This window comes from Pseudomonas wuhanensis (genome assembly GCF_030687395.1).
GTDB lineage: Bacteria > Pseudomonadota > Gammaproteobacteria > Pseudomonadales > Pseudomonadaceae > Aquipseudomonas > Aquipseudomonas wuhanensis.
In genome coordinates, this window is record NZ_CP117430.1 from 3,165,348 (window position 1) to 3,185,775 (window position 20,428).

The window sequence follows — 20,428 nt, forward strand, 5'->3', positions numbered from 1 at the left end:
TTATTGACGCCGGGGAAAACGGCTTCATCCACCGAACACTTCCCCTGTGGCGCGTTGACGACTATCTTGGGCGAGCCTTGCCGTTCCATCTATCCACTTTAAACAGCACAAAGCGCACCAAAAGAGTGCGTAAGGCGCCCCATGACAGCGTGCAATCCGTTACAGGTTCAAGCGTTCAACACCGCCGACGTGGCCGAGCAAATCCGCGCCACACCGGGTTGGGTGCAGCACTATCAGCAGATGTCTCCGGGGCATTTCGCCGGGCGGGTGCGCTATCTGGACTTGCAAGGCGTAGAGATTTACGAGGAACAGATGAACACCCGCGTCGAGCAGAATTTCAGCGCCCCCGATGGCACGCTGGCGTTCTGTTTCGATCGCAGCGACAACTCGCTGTACGTGTTGAACGGTGAAAGCCGCAACATCTGGATCACCCCGGAGAACTACCAGGAAATTGCTGTGGTGTTCGGTCCGCAATTCGTTCAGCGGCATGGCCTGGACGTGGCGCGACTCGAAGGCTTGTTCATGTCGCCGCTCAACTCAGGCCAGAACGCGCTGTTCAGCCGCTGGTTGAGCGGGACGTTGACGCGGTTGACGCAGACGCTGGATCCGCCGAGCAAGGACGCGTTGACCCAGCAACTATTAGAGGACTGTTTGTACATCCTCGATAACGCCTGTGTGTGCCTTGATCGCGCAGGTTTGCAGCGTCGGGCAGACGAGCGAACGATCATGAAACGCGTCGCCGAATGGGCCGCCGATACACCGGAAGAAACCCTCAATTTGCTGGAGCTGTCCCAGGTGGCGGGGGTTTCGCTGCGTCAGTTGCAGCATGCGTTCAAGGCGTATACCGGAATGACACCCACGCATTGGTTGCGCTTGCGTCGACTCAACAGCGCGCGGCGCGAATTGCTCAGGCGAACGCCTGGGGAAACGACGGTCGCGCAAGTGGCGATGGATTGGTCGTTCTGGCATTTGGGGCGGTTTTCCAGCAGTTATCGAGCGTTGTTCCAGGAACTTCCCAGCCAAACGCTCGCCCGCAAACACAGTGAGCCTTGTCGGAGGTCATCATGAGTCGGTTATCGTCTTTCAGCCTGTGTGTCCTAATGTCGATGGTCTATACGCAGGTGCAAGCCGAAACGGTCGTGCCCTTGAACGGGCAGAACTCGCAACAAGTCCAGCTGGACATCAACGATTGCAGCAACGTCACGGCCAGCCAGAGCACCTCAAACCCGCCACCCTCGGAGGGTGCTGCGGTGGATGCTACTGCCGGGGCGATGGGTGCGGAAGTACGAGGACGTCAACATGACGAGTTTTATGAGCCGGTCGAGGACGTGAAACAGGACTATCACGGTTGCCTGCAACGGCGGGGTTATCAGGTAACCCCGTGAGTGTCAGTGATCGTACGCTGCCGCTGATCGAGTAGATAAACCATCAGGCAAGCATAGAGCGTGAGGGCGATAAACAATCCCATGCGCACGGCGAAGGCGGTATAGACGTCTTTCCCGGCTAGGCTGTCCTGAACTGACTGACCCAGCAGGATGATCAACGTGACCAGGGTGTTGAGCCAGAACCCCGGGGTTTGTCGGGTCGGGCTCAGGGCATAAAGCTTGCGCGCCAATAGCAAGCCGAACAGGAGCATCCACAAAAAGAACATCCACAGGTGCACAAACAGGCTGAGCGCGCACCAGAACATAATAGCCAACAGCCCCCCCATGAAGGTTGAGCCGAGCAGTTCATGAGCCGCATTGCGCGCCGTTGTCGTCGAACTCTGCTGGCCAAGACTGACCGCTTTCAAAATGATCGGCAGATAGCTCGCCGGATCGATCAGCGCCAACAGGAACGCCGGTACAACAATCAGGGTTGCACGCAGTGCAACCCGATCCACCTCTTGCGCCGGCAGAGCGCTGGCGGCGGGTGGAGAGGGTGCATCGGCGGGTTCAGGAAACAACCAGTGACTGAACGCCACAACGATGACGGCAAGGATCAGGCCCTTGACCAAGGCGCCAATGACCATCATTGCCAGATCGAACTCGGCGACGCCGGCTGAGGAGATCATGGTCAGGCCAATGATCAGGAAGGTCATGATCAAGGTGTTGCCGCCGCGCAGACCAAAGCCAAACGCCAGGAACAGACTGACTCCAATCAGCAGCACACCGCAGAAGGGGTAATAGCGCAGGACAGGGATCAGCAACAGGCCGATGCCGGTGGTCAGCATCGCGGCCACCGCAAGCACCAGTGCGGCCTTGAACGGCAAAGGCCGATTGAGCGAGGCCAACAGCAATACGGCGAGCACTGGCGAAATAAAAGGGATCGGCAGCGCCAGACCGAAGCTGATGGCCAGGCATAACGCCGTGCCTGTGGCCAGACGCAACGCCCGTTGAACGCGAGGCGTGCGCTGAGTAGGCGCGCCCTTAATAGGCATAGCTCAGCCAGCTCATCAACCCCACAAACAAACGGCCGAGCAGATTCAGCGGATTGTCTTCGGTAGGGAACGCCATGACTTCAGCCTGCCCACCGGCACGGATGGCGCGACTGTCGAACAGTGTTTTCATTGAGTCCTCGGAAAACTCGATAATCACCGGAAAACGCTGGGCCGGACGCAGCCAGTCACGGCTGTTCTGCACACTGGGGAGGCTGCCGGGCGCAGGTGGCTGGCCGACGCTGACACCGTAACCGACACTGCGCACACGGCCTTCGAAAATCTTCCCCGGCAGGGCATCCAGAACGATCGAAACAGGTGTGCCGACCTCGACCAGGCCGAGGTTGTTTTCGGTCATGTCCGCGCTGATCCACACATCGTGGATGGCAATCAGGGTCATGACCGGGCTGCCGGCAGTGGCGAACTGTCCGACATCGGTGCGCAGATCGGTGATCAGTCCCGCCGACCGTGCGCGTATCTGCGTGTTGGACACGTCCAGTTCGGCTTTTGACAACGCCGTGGCGGCGCTACGCAACAGCGCGTTGTCTTCCTCGCTGCCGCCTTCCTGTTCCCGTGCCCGCTGGACTTCGGCATGGGCTGCGGCGACCTGACTGACGGCCTGTTCACGGTTGGCCCGAGAGACTTCCAGCAGGCGCACGGAAATGGTGCCGGGATCTTCGCGGTACAAACCTTCAAGCCGCTGATTGTCCTGCCGCGCCTTGAGTTCATTGGCCTGGGCGGCGCGCAAATTGGCTTGCGCCGAAGCAATGCCGGCGGTGCTGGCACCGATCTGTCGGCGTGTCGATTCAAGGTCTGCGCGTGCACGGTCGACGGCTATCTGATAGGGCTGCTGATCCACCTCAAACAGCACATCGCCCGCCTTGACATCCTGATTGTTGCGCACATTCACACGGGTCACCCGACCTGCCACTTCGGATGCCACCGGAATGACAAAGGCGCCCACCCGAGCCTGTTGCGTATACGGCGTGAAACGGTCAGCCAACAAGTACCAGGCCAGGCTCAATACGATCAGCAGCATCACCCATTTGATGCCTTTTTTTGCAGGATCGGCGGCAGGCTCGGGAGCCTTGGGGGAGGGCGCCTCAGTGACGGGCGGCGACGGTTCAGTCATCGGCTTTGACCTTCTGGCACGGGATAAGAGGCTTGCGAGGGGACCGGCTCATTCAGCAGGTTGCCCCAATCGGTGCGTTGTTCCATTTGCCGGCGAGTGTCTTGATCGACTGTCGGCTGGGCGCTGTACCATCCACCGCCAACGGCTTTGTACAGGGCGATCAGGTTGCTCACCGCGTTACTGCGGCTGAGCAGGTAATTGTCTTGCTGTTCGAGCAATGCGCGTTGAGCGTCCAGCACGCGCTGGAAGTCCGAGTAACCCTCCCGGTATTGGGTGCTGGCCAGGTTCAACGAGCGCGCGGCGGCGACCTGCGCTTCACCCAGGATGCGCTCGCGTTCCAGTGATTTGATCAGACTGCTGGCGGCATCATCGGCCTCCCGTGCGGCCTGGCGGACTTTGTCGCGATAAACCTCAATCAACTGCTGCAACCGCGCATCCTGTACACGCACGTTGTTGCTGATCTGGCCATGGTCGAACAGGTTCCAGCGCAAACTGGGGCCGCCGATCAGGTCCAGGCTGTTGGAGGTGCCGCTCAACGTGTCGGTGGTCCAGACGATGCTGCCCAGCAAGGTCAGCGACGGATAGAAGTCGGTTTCCGCCACACCGATCAATGCCGACTGGGCCGCGACATTGAGCTCGGCGGCGCGCACGTCCGGTCGACGCAACAACAGGCTGGCCGGCACGTCTTGCAGCACGGCTTGGTCCACCAGCGGAATCAGTCCCTCGTTTGTGAGCAATTGGGGCAGGGCGCTGGGTGGCTGTCCGATCAGCACAGCCAACGCGTTACGGGTGCGCAGTACTTGCGCCTCAAAATCCGGAATGCTGCTCAAGGTGCCCAGATATTGGGTCTTGGCTTGTTGCAAGTCGAGTTCGGCACTCTGGCCACTGTTGAACAGTTTTTCGGTGATTTCAAAGTTGCGCTTTTGCTGCTCGGCGTTTTCACGGGCGACGCGTAAACGCGCTTCGGTAGTGCGCAACGAAAAGTAAGTGTCGGCCACCTGGGCATGTAGCAATACAAGTGCGTCTTCATAGTTGGCTTGAGCCGCGAAGTAACTGGCATCGGATGATTCGATGGCCCGACTGAAACGCCCCCAGAAGTCCAGTTCCCAACCGACGTCAAAGCCTGCGCTGTGTTGCCAGAAATGGCTGTCTTGCGGGTTGTTGCCGCCGGACTGCTTGCGGTTGAAGTACAGGCTGTCAGCGCTGGCCTGTTGCAGTTGCGGATAGCGCCCGCTTTGCGCAATACCCAACCGGGCACGGGCTTCCATGACGCGAAGGCCGGCAATTTTCAGGTCTGAATTGTGCGCATCCGATTCGGCGATCAGGCCGTCGAGGACCGGGTCGGCGAACACTTGCCACCACTGGCGAACGTCGGGATTCAGGCTTCGTTGGCTAGCCTGCTCTAGCGCAGGGCTGCTCCAGAGTTTTGTCCAGGCTTCGCCGGGGGCCTGAAAATCCGGCCCCAGACGGACACAACCGCCAAGGCCAAGGACGACCAGCAGAAGCAGCCGACCCGAGCGCGTCAGCATCGGTGCACTGATAGTAGATCTTGGGAAAACGTCATCCGAACATACCTGATATTGAAATGGCGTTGGTTACCGGTTCGCTTAGGTTAGTACAGCTTGGACAAATACAAGGTCATGTTGAATGATCATGGGATCGACCAACTGCTACGCTTCTGAAGATCTATTAATCCAGGCCAAAAAAAGGTTAAGAAGACCATGAGCAACCCTCAGGATGACAATGCACCTAGTTCCGCTGGTTGGCGCTTCAAACTGGGCATCGCGATTATCTGTTTGATGCTGGGATCGTGGCTGATGGTGCCTCTCGCTGCCACAGCGGGTGTGTCAGGTTCAAAGGTCGCGGCACTGACAGGCGTTTTGTTTATCAGTAACAAGATTCTGTTGATTCTCGCCATTGCCATCATGGGCAAATCCGGCTTTCAGCAACTCAAGCGCAGTATGTTTGGTTACGTCTCCTCGCTTGCACCGGCAGACGTGGAAGTGGGCCCGGCTCGCCATCGCATTGGTCTCGTGATGTTTTGCCTGCCGCTGATCTCGGGATTTCTCGAACCTTACATAGACACTCTTTGGCCGGGGCTGAGACCGAATATCTGGCAGCTCCAGGCGCTGGGCGATGCCATGTTGATCGGCAGCTTTTTCGTGCTTGGCGGGAATTTCTGGGACAAGGTGCGCGCGTTGTTTATTCGCACGGCACGCGTCGTTAATACGAGTGCGGTGTGAATCGCCTCTAACGGGAAATGATTCCGTGATCGATCGCGTACTTTACGAGGGCGGCGGGTTTGTCGATGTTGAGCTTGCGACGGATGCTCAGGCGATGGGTTTCTACCGTCCGGACACTGATGTCCAGTTCGCGAGCCATTTCCTTGTTGTTCAGCCCCTGAGCCATCTTGTACAGCACCTGGCTTTCGCGCGGAGTCAGCTCATTGTCGGTACTTTTATCGGCAATGAGCCGCTGCGCGATTTCGGCACTGTAGAACGTCCCGCCACTGACAATGGCTTCGATCGCCGCAATGATTTCCCGTGAAGGCGCGTTCTTCAGCACATAGCCGCTGGCACCCGAACGAACGGATTCACTCACGTATTCATAGTTGTCGTACATGCTCAGCACCAGCACTTTGAGCGATGGGTACTGGCTGCGTAACAACCGGGTCAGTTCGAGGCCGTTGATGTCCTTCAGGCTGATATCGACCAACAACAGATCCGGCTGGCAACGCCCGACCATCTCAATGGCATCGGCGCCATTCTCGGCTTCTCCCACCACTTCCAGCTGCGCCATGACCGCCAGCAGCGATTTGATTCCGTCGCGGACCAGGGAGTGATCGTCGACCAGGGCGACGCGGATCGGGTAGGGCAGGTTCATCGCAGGCATTCACTCTAATTGTTATGGGGGTGAGTCAGCGTTCCGTACCGGGCAGTTTCATCGGCAGCAGCACGTCCAGCTCACTTCTTCCCGGCATCGATGTCAGGTCGAATCGACCGCCAAAATGTTCGACACGCTCACGGATATTACGCAGGCCAATGCCGGCGTGACGACGTTCGACCTGGGCGACGTTGAAACCGATACCGTCATCGACCACCGTCAAGCGTACGGATTTTTCAGAACCGTGCAGGGTAATGATGACGTTTTTCGCTTGTGCGTGGCGTTCGATATTGGTCAGGCCTTCTTGCACAATGCGAAACAGCGAGGCGGCGGCGCCATCGGCCAGGTGACAATCGAATTCGTTATCGTTGAAGGTCACGACAAGACCGCTGCGTTGCTCGAACTCGGCGGCGAGTTGACCGATCGCCGCCGGCAGGCCGAGGGTGTCGAGCAGCGACGAGCGCAGGTCGTGGGAGAGGCTGCGAACCTCGCCGATCGCATCCCCCAGTCGTTCCGTGGCGTCTCTTAAAATGCTCAAACCCTTGTCTTGCCCGTTCTCCAACACATGGCTGGCCAGTTCGAACTGAAACTTGATAGAGACCAGTAGCTGGCTGATGCCGTCGTGCAGCTCTCGGGAAACCCGGGATCGCTCTTCCTCCTGCAGGCTGACGATGCGTTGGGTCAGGCGCTGGAGTTTTTTGTCGGCCAGGCGATGTTCACTGACATTCAGCGTCATGCCGCTGGCGAAGACAAACAGCACTGCCACAAGGGCCACCGCGGCGATCGCCAGCATGGTTTTGCGGATACCCTGAGCCACCTCAGCACGCGCTTGTTGGGTGGCGCGTTCGACGTCTTCAAGGTAGATGCCAGTGCCGAGCATCCAGCCCCAACGGTCCAGCATCACCACGTAGGCAAGCTTGTCGGTCACTTGGCCGGAAGAGGGTTTGTTCCAGGCGTAACGTTGAAAGCCTTCGCCGGATTGCGCACTTTTGAGCAGCGCCTGGATCACTGGTAAACCGTGAGGATCCGTCATGTCCCACAGGTATTTGCCCACCAGTTCTGACTGGCGCGCGTGCATCAGGCTGCGACCCTCGCGGTCGTAGACGAAGAAGTAGCCGTTGATGCCAAAGCTGAGCTTGCGCAGTTCTTCGAGCACTTGTTGCTGAGCACGCGCGTCCCCCCGGCCGTTGTCGTATAGCGGCGCGATCAGGCTCTGCGCCATTTCGACGTAGTTTTTCAGTTCTGCGCGCTTACTGGCCAGAATGCTGTCTTCGATCAGTTGCGCCTGTTGATCACCCAGTTGACGGTTCAGGGAAATCACCAGCGCGCAGATGACCGCGATCGCCAACACCAGCGGAAGAATCCCGAGCGCGACGATTTTGTGTTTGAGCTGCATCTCTACTCCTGGCCAGACCGAGGGAAGGCGATGGCCCGGCATCATATGCCAAAGATGCGCGCCTCCAGTAGCAGTGCTGGACAGAATGACCTGCGGCGGTGATGTCAGTCAGGAGTATGCAAACCCCGTGGGAGCGGGCTTGCCCGCGAAGAGGCCGGTACATTCAACATCATCGTTGACTGACAGACCGCTATCGCGGGCAAGCCCGCTCCCACGGGTTTTGCATCGGCGGCATCTACGTAGAACTACGTAGATGCCACGTACGTAGTAACGCGGATTTATTTGTCGACAGCATGGGCGGATATTGGGCCCGCTCCGCAATGCGGACACAATTATAATAATTACCGCCGCAGCCACTGGCTGTCGGCAGGAGACACGCTATGCCCCGTCTGGCTAAACACCTCGCCTGGTTTGCCGTGGCTGTCCTGGGAGCGTTTGCGCTAAGTGTCGTGGCCCTGCGCCGCGGCGAAGCCATTAACGCCCTCTGGATCGTAGTCGCAGCAGTCGCAATTTATCTGGTCGCATACCGCTATTACAGCCTGTTCATCGCCACCAAGGTGATGCAACTCGATCCCAATCGAGCCACTCCCGCCGTACTCAATAATGATGGTCTGGACTACGTGCCGACCAACAAACACGTGCTTTTCGGTCACCACTTTGCGGCCATCGCTGGCGCGGGGCCGCTGGTCGGTCCGGTGTTGGCGGCGCAGATGGGCTACCTGCCCGGTACGCTGTGGCTGATTGCCGGCGTGGTGCTGGCCGGTGCGGTTCAGGACTTCATGGTCCTGTTCCTGTCCACCCGCCGCAACGGCCGCTCCCTGGGCGACATGGTTCGTGAAGAAATGGGCCGGATTCCCGGGACCATCGCGCTGTTCGGCTGCTTCCTGATCATGATCATCATCCTCGCGGTGCTGGCGCTGATCGTGGTCAAGGCCCTGGCCGAAAGCCCGTGGGGCATCTTTACCGTGATGGCGACCATCCCGATCGCGATGTTCATGGGCATCTACATGCGCTACATCCGCCCGGGCCGCATCGGTGAAATCTCGGTGATCGGCGTGGCGTTGCTGCTGGGTTCTATCTGGCTGGGCGGGCAGATTGCCGCTGACCCAGTGTGGGCCAAAGCCTTTACCTTCACCGGAATCCAGATCACCTGGATGCTGATCGGTTACGGTTTCGTCGCCGCAGTGTTGCCGGTATGGCTGATTCTGGCGCCGCGTGATTACCTGTCCACCTTCCTCAAAATCGGCACCATCGTTGCGCTGGCGATCGGCATCCTGATCACCATGCCCGACCTGAAGATGCCGGCATTGACCCAGTTCATCGACGGCACCGGGCCGGTATGGAAAGGTGGGTTGTTCCCGTTCCTGTTCATCACCATTGCCTGTGGCGCGGTGTCCGGTTTCCACGCATTGATTGCTTCCGGCACCACGCCGAAGTTGCTTGCCAATGAAGGCCATGCCCGTTACATCGGTTACGGCGGCATGCTGATGGAGTCCTTCGTCGCCATCATGGCGATGGTGGCTGCGTCGGTGATCGAGCCAGGCGTGTACTTCGCCATGAACAGCCCCGCAGCCCTTGTAGGCTCCGATACTGTTTCGGTGGCTCAAACGGTCAGCAGTTGGGGGTTTGCAATTACCCCGGAAGCCCTGCAAACGGTGGCCAAGGACATCGGTGAAACCACCATCCTGGCCCGTGCCGGCGGTGCACCGACCCTGGCGGTCGGTATCGCGCAGATCCTGCATCAACTTCTGCCGGGTGAAAACACCATGGCGTTCTGGTACCACTTCGCGATCCTGTTCGAAGCGCTGTTCATCCTGACTGCGGTGGATGCCGGTACCCGTGCCGGGCGTTTCATGCTGCAGGACTTGCTCGGCTCCTTCGTGCCGGCGCTCAAACGCACCGAATCCTGGACCGCCAACCTGATCGCGACCGCCGGTTGCGTGGCGATGTGGGGTTACCTGCTGTACCAAGGCGTGATCGACCCGCTAGGTGGCATCAACACCTTGTGGCCGCTGTTCGGTATCTCCAACCAGATGCTGGCCGGCATCGCGCTGATGCTGGCGACCGTTGTGCTGATCAAAATGAAACGCCAACGCTACGTCTGGGTGACCATGCTGCCAGCGGTCTGGCTGCTGATCTGCACCACCACCGCAGGCTTCATCAAACTGTTCGACGCCAACCCGGCGATCGGTTTCCTGGCGCTGGCGAAGAAATACAGCGATGCGTTGGCCAACGGTCAGGTCCTGGCGCCGGCCAAGAGCATCGAGCAGATGCAGCATGTGATCTACAACGCCTACACCAACGCAACGCTGACGGCGCTGTTTTTGCTCGTGGTGTTCAGCATCCTGTTTTTTGCACTCAAGGTCGGTATCGCCGCCTGGGGCACGAAAGAACGTACGGATAAAGAAGCGCCATTCCAGGCTCTGCCGGATGCTTGATGGAGGAGGGTGCCCATGTTCAATGACCTGAGTCGCCTTGGTAAATACCTCGGTCAGGCTGCACGCTTGATGGTTGGCATGCCTGACTACGACACTTACGTTGAGCATATGCAAACCAAACACCCGGACAAACCGGTGATGAGCTATGAGGTGTTCTTTCGCGAACGTCAGGAGGCTCGTTACGGCAGCAAGGCGGGACCGAAGTGCTGTTGATACGAAACATTTAAGCGGCATTTTGCTTTAGGAGCCCGGACTGCCGGTGATAGCGATCTTCGAGACGCTACTGTCGGCAAGCCGGGTTTTTTATTGCGATCGTCTGCGCGATTGCCTGTAGTTTGGAATGGCGTTGCAGGTGGTTTGCCAACGATTGGCTGGGGACTCAACCTCCTTACAGCCGTGGAAATGACCAGGGGGAACACGGTACTGGTGTCCGACGTGTGGTCACGTCAATGGGCGCCAAAAGCCCGGATTCTTGACCATGATCAACCTTTCGACTGTTATCCGGCGCAGTCTGTATTGATTCATGAAACGTAATGCGCCGCTTTTATTTGGGGGGCAGAAGAAATCGCCATACACAGTAAGACATCTGCAATCTGTTAGCAGGGAGGCCGTTTTCCCATACCCCGAATGGGGGCGAACAGAGGACTTGTGATGATCATTGAAATACATAAACAGCATTCAAGGAATCGTTGGTCGGTGCATATGGACGCTTGGGAGGCGGGTTTCAATAGCCTTGGTGAAGCCGAGTCATTCGTCAGGCTGCTCAAGGCTCGGATTGATGCGCCTCATGACTTGCCGGCCATACGCGAAGCTGCATTGTCTGGGCATCTACCGGTTGGCATATCACCCAGACCTCCAGTATCGCGAGGCTTGCACGCAGACGGTGCTTGATTCCCCAGGGCAAAACCATCAGCTCTACCATCAGCCGCAAGCGATAGGCTAAAAGGCAAGGCTTAGGAGTACGTCCTGAGTTAACGTAGAACGCACTCCTCGATCAAAAAAAGCCAGCAAGCATCTACTTTGCTGGCTTAGCCGGTGGCAGTTTCTTCCATCCATTGGTTTGACTTTGATCAACATCTTCATTGCTTTGCTAGCTACACTGAAAATTAATCCGACGTAATAAGTCGAGGTTGTGCTTCATGTACTGGTTCCGCCGTCACCGCCGAAGCCTATTGCACCTCACCCTCGTGGTATGGGTGTTAGCTGTGGCCGTGATGGCAATCCAGGGTTGTTTGGTGCAGCCGAATCACAATTTAGCCGCGCCACACCATGCCGAGCAGTACGTGGTGGATGGGCATGCTCTCCATACCAGTGGTTGCCTTCAAAACTGTGAGGACACTGCCACGGCGATAAAACCTGCATTGCAGACACCCGCATTGAACCCCATCCAGTGGGCCGCCCTTTTGCTGTTAACTGCGGCAGTATTAATGGTGCTTAATCCCAAGGAAAAATCCTCCTTTGCCGCTCTTGCGCTGACGCGCCCCGCACCGCCAGAAGGCCCAGCCCGCCTGATTTTCGTCCGTCTCAACGATTAACCCCTACCTCAGCGTGGCAGAGCACTGGTTGCTCCTTCCTGCTGCGCCGCTTTTTCGTGTTTCAGTTATTCCTGCTTATCCACTCACAACCTCAGGAGTACATCATGCATAAGCATTCTAAATTCGTTCTGGCTGCCGTCTTGGCCAGCGTTGCACTCATGGCCTCTGCCGAGGATGCGCATCATCCAGCTGACGCACCAGGCGACGCAACTGAGAGCACTGCTCCAATGTCGACGGCCGTGACTAAAGCCATGACCGAGCAAATGGAGAAAATGCAGGCTGCACATGACAAAGCGGCAGCGGCTAAAACTCCCGCCGAGCGCCACGCCGCCTTGCAAGAAGGCATGAAAGCGATGAAGGACAGCATGGCCATGATGAGCAACGAGCAGAGTGCAATGGGTTGTATGGGTATGCCTGGTGCCAAGGACGGCGCAGGCAAAGGGATGATGGGCATGATGATGCAAATGATGGAGCAGCAGTCGTCCATGATGGAAATGCCAATGAAACAATAAATGTGCGGTAGCGCTGCTGCAAATTACCTGGTTCTGGTGACTGCAGACCGCACCCGTCCGATGTGTGTGTTGTTAAGGAGCACTCACCATGAACCATACTGAATCGGCCTACGGCCTCTGGTCACTGGTTATCATTAATTCATTGGTGTTTATCTTGTTTGCCTTCAGTTTCACCCGGCCCAGGACGAGCCGCGACTGGCGCTCATTCGGTATGTTCTCGGCATTCCTGGTGGCGCTGTTTACCGAGATGTACGGTTTCCCGCTGACGATCTACCTGTTGATGCCTTGGCTCACTCGTTACTTCCCTGGCATCGACTTCCTCTCGCACGACGCTGGGCATTTGCTCGAAACAGTGATGGGGTGGGAGGTCAATCCACACTGGGGTCCATTCCACATTGTCAGCAACCTGCTGATCGCCGGCGGCTTCTGGTTATTAGCGGCCGCCTGGCGTGTGCTCTACAAGGCCCAAAGCACTGGCCAACTGGCACTCGACGGACCCTATGCCCGGATCCGTCACCCGCAGTACGTCGGCTTCGTGCTGATCATGTTTGGCTTTTTGCTGCAATGGCCGACATTGATCACCCTGACAATGTTTCCAATTCTGCTGTTGGTCTACGCCAGGCTGGCGAAGCGCGAAGAGCGGGAGATGCTTGTGCACTTCGGTGATGCCTACCGAACTTACTGTGAACAAACTCCGGCTTTCCTGCCCTGGTCAACCCCTCATAGCCCCAACACGCCTACTGGTGTCCCTCCAAGCTCAGGAAAACAACCATGAACGCTCCCTGGAAAACCGGCATTTCTCTGGCCTTGACCATGGCCATTTCCTACACTATCTGTGCGTTGCTCTATGCGCTATGGCCGGCGCAGGGTATTGCCTTTCTCAACGCCTTGTTTCATGGACTCGACTTCGGTCGTCTTCAAGCTCCGCAAGACTACAGTGTGACGACTTTCGTCGGACCACTGCTGGTCTTGAGTGTATGGGGCGCGGTGGTCGGTACCTTGTTTGCGTGGCTGTCCGCCAAGCTCCATGGCAGGCCTTGATAGCCGCTTCGAGTAGGAGGCCGCGATGAGCGAATCACACATGCAGCACAGCCAGCACCAGCAGGCGCTTGCATCAGGGAAAATGGCGAAGGATCCGATCTGCGGGATGATGGTTGATACGACCATGGCGTTGTCACGAGAACGTGGCGGGCGCACCTATTACTTTTGCAGCGATAGCTGCCTGCGCATCTTCGAGTCGCCAGAAAATGAACTGAAGGCGATGAAAACCCGCGTGACTATTGCCCTGACCGGAGTACTGGCCTTGGCGCTGCTGCGTGCGGGCGCCTTCATCGCGCTGGCCGCGGGTGCCACATTGCTGACGTGGGTGCCGATCCCGGCACTCCCTTGGTTCACGTGGGGTATCTGGCTATTCCTGCTGGTAACACCGGTGCAGTTCATCGGTGGCTGGAGTTTCTATAAGGGGGCGTGGAACGCCATTCGCACCCGTAGCATCAACATGGATTTTCTGATCGCCCTCGGCACGTCGGTCGCCTATTTCTATAGTGTCGCGGTGTTGTTCTTCCCGGACGTCCTGCCCGTCAAGGTCGCCGAGCGCGACGTCTATTTCGAGGTGTCGGCGGTGATCATCGCCTTCGTACTGCTTGGCAGGTACATGGAGGAGATCATCAAGAGAAAATCCTCTGCGGCGGTACGGCGCTTACTCGATCTCAAGCCTGCGATCGCGCATGTGATTCGTGACGGGCAAGAGGTCGACTTGCCCGCTGAAAACGTCATGGCCGGCGAGTTTCTGGTGGTCAAGCCTGGCGAGAAAATCCCCACCGATGGTGATGTCAGTGAAGGTCAGTCAACGGTGGATGAGTCCATGCTGACCGGCGAGTCGATGCCGGTCGACAAACACCCGGGCAGTCCGGTGATCGGAGGGACGCTCAATGGCAGTGGGGTGCTCACTTTCAAGGCGAGCAGGATCGGTGCCGATACCGCACTGGCGCAGATCATCAGGATGGTTGAGGAGGCACAGACCAGCACGGCACAGATCCAGCGGTTGGCCGATCAAGTCACGGGCTACTTTGTGCCTGCGGTGGTGACGGTCGCGATACTGGCCCTGATCGGCTGGTCTGTTGCGGGGAGTTTTCCGCAAGGGCTGTTGGCCTTTATCGCGGTGCTGATCATTTCCTGCCCGTGCGCCCTGGGCGTGGCGACGCCCGCCGCGTTAATGGTTGGTGTTGGCAAGGGGGCCGATAACGGCATCCTGATTCGCGGCGGCGAAGTGCTGGAGCGAGCAGAAAAACTCAGTACGGTGGTGTTCGACAAAACCGGCACGATTACCCGGGGAGAACCCAACGTCACCGATGTGATTTCGCTAGGCACAGCGTCGGAACACGAGGTTTTGATGCTCGCCGCCGCCGTGGAGTCCGGTTCAGAACACCCGCTTGGTGCAGCGATAGTGCGCGCCGCTCGGCATCGCGATATCAGCCTGCCGAAAGCGAGCGACATCAATGGGATCGCCGGTCACGGCATCGAAGGCAGAATCGACAATCGCACCCTCTGGCTGGGCAACCGGCGTTTATTCGCCCGCCAAGGCATTTCGACCGAGGCTGCCGAGGAGCACCTCATCCGTCTGGAAGCCGATGGCAAGACCGCCATGCTGGTCGGAGTCGACGACCGTTTGGTCGGTGTGATTGCTGTGGCCGATACCATTAAACCTGAGGCGGCTGAAGCCGTTGCGGCGTTGCAGGCAAGCGGCATCAAGATTGTGCTGCTGAGCGGTGACAACCACCGTACTGCCGAAGCGGTTGCACGCCAGGTGGGTATCGAGCGCGTGATTGCCGAGGTCTTGCCGAACGACAAGGTCGCAGTGATCCGTCAATTGCAAAACGAAGGGCAGGTCGTGGCAATGGTGGGTGATGGTGTCAACGATGCGCCTGCCCTGGCCACCGCGGACATCGGCATCGCCATCGGCTCGGGTTCCGATGTCGCCAAGGAAACCGGCGGCATCATCCTGCTCAAGAACGATGTACGCGACGTAGTCACCGCGATCAAGCTGTCACGCGCAACCATGGTCAAGATTAAACAGAACCTGTTCTGGGCATTCATCTACAACAGTATCGGCATTCCAATTGCGGCGTTCGGTCTGCTGAATCCCATCATTGCCGCCGCCGCTATGGCACTCAGCTCCTTGTCGGTAATCGCCAACTCCGCGCTGCTCAAACGTGCCCGTATTGGCTTAAGTCAGGAGGCCAAATCATGAAGCGCGAAGTTCTGATTATCTGCCTCCTGGTGAGTGTTGTGGGTATCGCAACGGTGGTTTACCTGTTGGGGCTGACTGGCAAATCGTTGGCCATCGCCGCGATTTTTCTAGTGTGCCCGGTCTTGGTCGGGGTGCAACTTTTTCGCGGAGTCCGCCAATTCGATAAGGACATGGCCGAGGCTCGTCGCCAACTGGAAAGGAAGAAACTGCCTTGACACTTAATCCGACCTCCAAGGAGTGCCGTCATGAATCAACATAATTTGCCCCAGCACCGCGCAAGGGGCACCAACTGGTACTTTTTAGGCTTCCTTGCCATCGTTGGTTATTTCCTGTTCACCGAGCACAGGGCCCACGTCATTCCGTATTTGCCATTCCTGCTATTACTGGCCTGTCCATTGATGCATTTTTTCATGCATCGTGGGCATGGGCATGGCGGACATGAACACGGTGAACGTGGTGAACATAGCAGCTGCTGTGACCATCAGCACACCCGTCAGGAGCATGAGGGTTTACCCGATAACAAGGCGAAATATCCCGATCGCCCTGTATAAGCGATTCGTCGTATTTGAGTCATGCCATTTCTGTATCAGGTGCCCTGCAGCGTTCTGGCGGTCTAGGTTCGGGTCATCATTGAGCCCGATCTTTTGCAACGGGCTGGCGCAGAGCATCCGGTACGCGTGTTTCCGGTCAGGAGAACTCCAATGTTTGAGCTTCGCTATCGAAAGCTGGACCTGGGAAGCGTGGAACTGTCCGCTGACCTGCGTCTGCCAATGAACGCTGGCGGCCTGGTGGTGTTCGTTCATGGCAGCGGGAGCGGTCGTTCAAGCCCGCGTAATCAACAAGTTGCACGGTCTCTGGCTGAGCGGGGGCTGGGGACATTGCTGTTCGATCTGCTCACGGAGCCGGAGCAGTACCTGGACAACCAGACCCGGGAATTGCGTTTCAATATTGCGCTGCTGTCCAACCGACTGGTGAAGGTGATCGACTGGATTGCTCGGGACGCCGAACTGCAACCGCTACCGATCGGATTGTTCGGCGCAAGCACCGGTGCTGCGGCGGCGTTATTGGCCGCGGCCGAGCGGTCGGACGTGGTGCATGCGGTGGTGAGCCGAGGAGGGCGGACCGATCTTGCGGGTGCGGCGCTGCCTCGCGTGAAGGCGCCGACCTTGCAGATTGTCGGTGAGCTGGATCCGGTGGTGCTCAAACTCAATGTGCAAAGCAGTCGCGCCCTGCAGTGCGAGCAGCGTCTGGAAGTGGTGGCGGGCGCGACGCATCTTTTTGAAGAAGCAGGAACCCTCGAAGAAGTCGCCAGACTGGCGGGCGACTGGTTCGAGCAGTATTTGCGACGGTAGTCATCCCACTCAGACAACCACCGTCTGGCCTGTCATATGCCAAATGGAAAGGTTTCGTCTTCCGGTTCCAGCGCCTGGCTTTTCGGCAGGGGCAACGCGGTTACCGGTTGCGTCTGTTCAATCCAGACCATGGCGTCGAATTGTTCGCTCAGCACTGATTCGAAGTAATGGCTGCTACGCTCGCTGGCGGGTCGATAGATCACACCGATGGCCCGCTCCAGCAGCGGTTTGGACAGGGCCCGGCGCAGCTCTTTTCGCTGTGGATCCCGCCAGTCGGTCAATGAAGCCGGGACGCCGGCGTCGAGGAACTGGCGCTCCCAACTGTCTGGCCGGGACGGCCGGATGTCCTTGATAAGCATCTCGCCATCCCAGTCATCGGCTGCGGCCACCTGGCCACGGTCGGTGCTCATGCCGATCAGCACCACATCGCGCCCATAGGCACTGCGGCACAGCTGACCGATATTGAACTGACCTTTCCAGCCCATCTCTGTCGCGGCCGCATTGCCGATATGCGAGTTGTGCGCCCATACCACGGCCTTGGCTTGCGGGCCTCGGTGTTCGAGCAGCGCACGTAATGTGTCGAACATGTGCCTGTCACGCAGGTTCCAGGAGGCGGTCGAACCTCGATAAATCGCTCGGTAATATTGTTCCGCCGCCTGGATGACCCGGGCGTTCTGGGTTGCATCGAAAAACGCCTCATCGTCCTTGATAGCCCCGGTCAGTTGCTCGGCCAACATGGCATTGAGCTGTTCGACCACCGCATGTTCGCAGGGCATGATGCCGTCGCGTTCGACAAAGTGGCCGTACAGTGCAGGATCATCCTGCCACGGGGTTAAGCAGCCATAGCGACGCCGTGCTTCATGTGCCAGCTGCGGATCGACACGGTCCAGATAGCTCAGAACCTCGTGGATGGAGTTGCGCAAGCTGTAAACGTCCAGACCGCGAAACTCGACGCGCTGTTCAGGCGCGTGTTGGTGGTTGTACTGATGCAGCCAATGGGTGAACGCTTTCACATCGGTGTTGCGCCACATCCAGGTCGGGAACCGGCTGAAAATGTGTCGTGCCCAGGCCGAGCGCGCCAGCCCCCGGGCATAACGGTCCACATGACCGGCGTCTGGCCAGTCTGCTTCAACGGCCACGATATTGAACCCGTGCTGCTCGATCAGCCGTTGGGTAATCGCGGCCCGGGTCCGATAGAAATCACTGGTGCCATGGCTGGCTTCACCGATCATCACCACGCGTGCATCCGCGTAGCGGTCGAACATCTCACCAAAGGCTGGTGAATTCAGTTCCGGCAGGGGGTCGGCGTATTGACGCAAGAGCGGAACGATCGAGGCCTCGTCTATGTGGGTATGCGTGCCGTACAGGTGGTCCAGCATGTTTTGGGAAGGTGTGTTCATGAACGTCATCCCCATAAGGGTGGATTGCCCGACGTGCGATGCGGCGCGGCATCACGTCGACTGTCAGGGCAGGGCTCGCACGGGGTTGTTTCGATCCATTCGACGTCGCGGGCCTGTATCGCCTCTTCAATCATTCCTACGCCTGAATGCAGTCGACCATTTGAGTTTTATCAATAGTCGGTGCACGAAGTGGCCGATGAGTGTCCGGTTGCTGTCTGACTTATATCAATGCCGGGAAGGCTGGATCGGTAATGCTGATTTCATAAAGCCTGTGCGATGGGAATCACGCCATGAAGCACACCGTCGTGCCTTTGCAGGCACCTTCGGCAGTCTTGCCGCCCCTGCCCAGTGGCAGTCAGGTGATCGACAATGATCATATCGCTGCGGTTTTTGATGAAGTCGCTGACCTGCTGGACATCGAAGACGCCAATCCCTTCCGGATCCGGGCTTACCGCAATGCAGCACGGACCTTGAGGGCGTTGACCTTTGACGTGGCGAAAACCCTTTCTCGTGGCGAGGCATTACCCAAACTGACCGGGATCGGGGTTGATCTTGCCGGAAAGATCAATGAAATCGTGACCACCGGTGATTGCTCGCTACGCCAACGGTTGCGTTCGACATTGCCACCCGGGCTGGTCGGGCTGCTTTCCATTGCCGGGTTGGGACCCAGGCGCGTCAAAAACCTTTATCATGACCTGGGTATCGAAACTGCGCAGCAACTCTGTCTGGCCGCTCAACAGGGCCGCATTCGCCATTTGCCCGGCTTCGGTGAGCGGATGGAGGCGCGGCTGTTGAGCGCCGCGCAGAAGGGGATCGGAAAGGATCGCCGTTTGCCATTGGCTTTGGTTGAGCCGATGGCGCGCAGACTGACCGAATACCTGCAGCAGATTCCAGGTGTCGAGCAAGCAACCACTGCCGGAAGCCTGCGGCGTATGCGCGACACCGTCGGCGACATCGATATTCTGGTGGTGGCAGCGCCTTCGGTGGATGTCACCACGCAGTTCATCAGCCATCCGGACATTTCCACCGTGCTGGTCAAGGGGCATGCGCGTGCAAGCGTCATGCTGAACTCAGGCATGCAAGTGGATGTGCGTATCGTCGAGCCGGCGGTGTATGGCGCTGCACTGGTGTATTTCACCGGCAGCAAGGCACATAACATCGCGATTCGTCAGAGGGCTCAGAAGCTGGGGCTCAAGCTCAATGAATATGGCGTGTTCCGAGCCAAAAATCGCCTGGCCAGCACCACCGAGGTATCGGTCTATCAGGCATTGGGCTTGCCGTGGATCACGCCGGAACTGCGCGAAGACCGTGGCGAAGTCGCTGCGGCATTGGCCGGCCATTTGCCTGGGCTGATTGAGCTGACCGACCTCAAAGGCGACCTTCATGCGCATACCCACGCTTCGGATGGAGGCAACAGCCTGGAAGAGATGGCGTTGGCGGCCCAGGGGGCCGGGCTGGAATACCTGGCGATCACCGACCATTCACAGTCCCTCAGGGTGGCCCATGGGCTGGGTGTCGAGCAATTGTTGAAGCAGATCGACCAAATCGATGCGCTTAACAGCCGCTTGCAGGGCATGACGTTGCTCAAGGGTATCGAGGTGGACATTCTCGAAGACGGCAACCTGGATTTACCCGACGATATTCTGGGACGTCTGGATCTGGTGGTGGGCGCCGTCCACAGTCATTTCGGCCTGACGCTGCGTCAACAGACCCAACGCCTTCTGAGGGCCATGGATCATCGCTACTTCACCATCCTGGCCCACCCCCTGTGTCGCCTGATCAATGAACGCGACCCGCTGAACCTGGACCTGCCGGCAATCATCAAGGCTGCCGCTCAGCGCGGTTGCTGCCTGGAACTCAACGCGCAACCGCCACGCATGGATCTGTTCGACCTGCAGTGCCAATACGCCAAGGATGAAGGTGTGCTGATCAGCGTCAATTCAGATGCACACCGCACCGCTGATTTCGCCAACTTGCGTTATGGCGTCGCTCAGGCACGCCGTGGCTGGCTGGAAAAACACAACGTGATCAATACCCGCTCGCTGACCGAGCTCAAGGCTTGGTTGGTCATTAAGAGCCCCACAACGTTCAGGGGATGAAGGGCGAGGTTGTCC

At 58.2% G+C, this 20,428-nt stretch carries 20 protein-coding genes; 14 read left to right on the plus strand and 6 right to left on the minus strand.

The features are described from left to right. Nucleotides 1-141: 141 nt before the first annotated feature. Nucleotides 142-1,068, plus strand: coding sequence for a helix-turn-helix domain-containing protein (locus tag PSH88_RS14605; protein ID WP_305421130.1), 927 nt, complete (start codon nt 142-144; stop codon nt 1,066-1,068). Continuing rightward, a complete protein-coding gene (locus PSH88_RS14610; RefSeq protein ID WP_305421132.1) occupies nt 1,065-1,385 on the plus strand; it encodes a hypothetical protein in 321 nt (106 codons plus the stop codon). Before PSH88_RS14605 ends, PSH88_RS14610 begins: the two co-directional genes overlap by 4 nt. Here PSH88_RS14610 and PSH88_RS14615 read toward each other — a convergent pair. From PSH88_RS14615 to PSH88_RS14625, 3 genes are read right to left on the minus strand one after another with little or no spacing between them, the layout of a single operon-like run. Continuing rightward, a complete protein-coding gene (locus tag PSH88_RS14615; RefSeq protein WP_305421134.1) occupies nt 1,370-2,419 on the minus strand; it encodes a DUF2955 domain-containing protein in 1,050 nt (349 codons plus the stop codon). The genes PSH88_RS14610 and PSH88_RS14615 overlap by 16 nt on opposite strands. Next, nucleotides 2,409-3,548, minus strand: coding sequence for an HlyD family secretion protein (locus PSH88_RS14620; RefSeq protein WP_305421135.1), 1,140 nt, complete (start codon nt 3,546-3,548; stop codon nt 2,409-2,411). Before PSH88_RS14620 ends, PSH88_RS14615 begins: the two co-directional genes overlap by 11 nt. Next, nucleotides 3,545-5,077: an efflux transporter outer membrane subunit gene (locus PSH88_RS14625; protein ID WP_305421137.1), complete on the minus strand. Its 1,533-nt coding sequence runs from the start codon at nt 5,075-5,077 to the stop codon at nt 3,545-3,547. Before PSH88_RS14625 ends, PSH88_RS14620 begins: the two co-directional genes overlap by 4 nt. Before the next feature lie 192 nt (nt 5,078-5,269). On the opposite strand from PSH88_RS14625, the gene PSH88_RS14630 reads away from it, so the two are divergent. Continuing rightward, nucleotides 5,270-5,791 (plus strand): transporter suffix domain-containing protein, encoded by a 522-nt coding sequence (locus tag PSH88_RS14630; RefSeq protein ID WP_305421139.1) that lies wholly within the window; start codon nt 5,270-5,272, stop codon nt 5,789-5,791. Nucleotides 5,792-5,798: 7 nt separating this feature from the next. Here the strand turns inward: PSH88_RS14630 and PSH88_RS14635 are convergent, their stop codons facing one another. Both PSH88_RS14635 and PSH88_RS14640 read right to left on the minus strand, forming a co-directional pair. Continuing rightward, nucleotides 5,799-6,431, minus strand: coding sequence for a response regulator (locus tag PSH88_RS14635; RefSeq protein ID WP_305421141.1), 633 nt, complete (start codon nt 6,429-6,431; stop codon nt 5,799-5,801). 34 nt (nt 6,432-6,465) lie between these two features. Continuing rightward, nucleotides 6,466-7,827, minus strand: coding sequence for a cache domain-containing protein (locus PSH88_RS14640; RefSeq protein WP_305421143.1), 1,362 nt, complete (start codon nt 7,825-7,827; stop codon nt 6,466-6,468). Nucleotides 7,828-8,207: 380 nt separating this feature from the next. On the opposite strand from PSH88_RS14640, the gene PSH88_RS14645 reads away from it, so the two are divergent. The 10 genes from PSH88_RS14645 (at nt 8,208) to PSH88_RS14690 (ending at nt 16,914) form a co-directional block, all read left to right on the plus strand. Then, entirely contained in the window at nt 8,208-10,265 is a 2,058-nt protein-coding gene (locus tag PSH88_RS14645) for a carbon starvation CstA family protein (protein WP_305421145.1), read from the plus strand. Nucleotides 10,266-10,280: 15 nt separating this feature from the next. Continuing rightward, nucleotides 10,281-10,478, plus strand: coding sequence for a YbdD/YjiX family protein (locus tag PSH88_RS14650; RefSeq protein WP_007900300.1), 198 nt, complete (start codon nt 10,281-10,283; stop codon nt 10,476-10,478). Nucleotides 10,479-11,404: 926 nt separating this feature from the next. Further along, nucleotides 11,405-11,800: a hypothetical protein gene (locus PSH88_RS14655; protein ID WP_305421151.1), complete on the plus strand. Its 396-nt coding sequence runs from the start codon at nt 11,405-11,407 to the stop codon at nt 11,798-11,800. A 104-nt stretch (nt 11,801-11,904) separates the two neighbouring features. Then, nucleotides 11,905-12,312 carry a hypothetical protein gene (locus tag PSH88_RS14660; protein ID WP_305421153.1) on the plus strand — a complete coding sequence of 136 codons (408 nt, stop codon included), beginning with the start codon at nt 11,905-11,907 and terminating at the stop codon, nt 12,310-12,312. Between the two features lie 88 nt (nt 12,313-12,400). Further along, nucleotides 12,401-13,087, plus strand: coding sequence for a methyltransferase family protein (locus tag PSH88_RS14665; RefSeq protein ID WP_305421155.1), 687 nt, complete (start codon nt 12,401-12,403; stop codon nt 13,085-13,087). Then, nucleotides 13,084-13,353: a DUF5676 family membrane protein gene (locus PSH88_RS14670; protein ID WP_205890508.1), complete on the plus strand. Its 270-nt coding sequence runs from the start codon at nt 13,084-13,086 to the stop codon at nt 13,351-13,353. The genes PSH88_RS14665 and PSH88_RS14670 overlap by 4 nt, the downstream gene beginning before the upstream one ends. Before the next feature lie 25 nt (nt 13,354-13,378). Then, on the plus strand, nt 13,379-15,562 hold the full coding sequence (locus PSH88_RS14675) for a heavy metal translocating P-type ATPase (protein ID WP_305483560.1): 2,184 nt from the start codon (nt 13,379-13,381) through the stop codon (nt 15,560-15,562). Beyond that, on the plus strand, nt 15,559-15,777 hold the full coding sequence (locus PSH88_RS14680) for a hypothetical protein (RefSeq protein WP_305421162.1): 219 nt from the start codon (nt 15,559-15,561) through the stop codon (nt 15,775-15,777). Before PSH88_RS14675 ends, PSH88_RS14680 begins: the two co-directional genes overlap by 4 nt. Before the next feature lie 30 nt (nt 15,778-15,807). Then, nucleotides 15,808-16,113 (plus strand): DUF2933 domain-containing protein, encoded by a 306-nt coding sequence (locus tag PSH88_RS14685; RefSeq protein ID WP_305421163.1) that lies wholly within the window; start codon nt 15,808-15,810, stop codon nt 16,111-16,113. Nucleotides 16,114-16,263: 150 nt separating this feature from the next. Beyond that, nucleotides 16,264-16,914 (plus strand): dienelactone hydrolase family protein, encoded by a 651-nt coding sequence (locus PSH88_RS14690; RefSeq protein WP_305421164.1) that lies wholly within the window; start codon nt 16,264-16,266, stop codon nt 16,912-16,914. A gap of 32 nt (nt 16,915-16,946) precedes the next feature. Here PSH88_RS14690 and PSH88_RS14695 read toward each other — a convergent pair whose 3' ends face one another. Further along, nucleotides 16,947-18,314, minus strand: a complete 1,368-nt coding sequence (locus PSH88_RS14695; RefSeq protein WP_305421165.1) for an erythromycin esterase family protein — start codon at nt 18,312-18,314, stop codon at nt 16,947-16,949. A gap of 290 nt (nt 18,315-18,604) precedes the next feature. Between PSH88_RS14695 and polX the strand changes: the two genes are divergently transcribed. Beyond that, nucleotides 18,605-20,413 (plus strand): DNA polymerase/3'-5' exonuclease PolX, encoded by a 1,809-nt coding sequence (gene polX / locus PSH88_RS14700; protein ID WP_305421166.1) that lies wholly within the window; start codon nt 18,605-18,607, stop codon nt 20,411-20,413. The last annotated feature ends 15 nt before the right edge of the window (nt 20,414-20,428 follow it).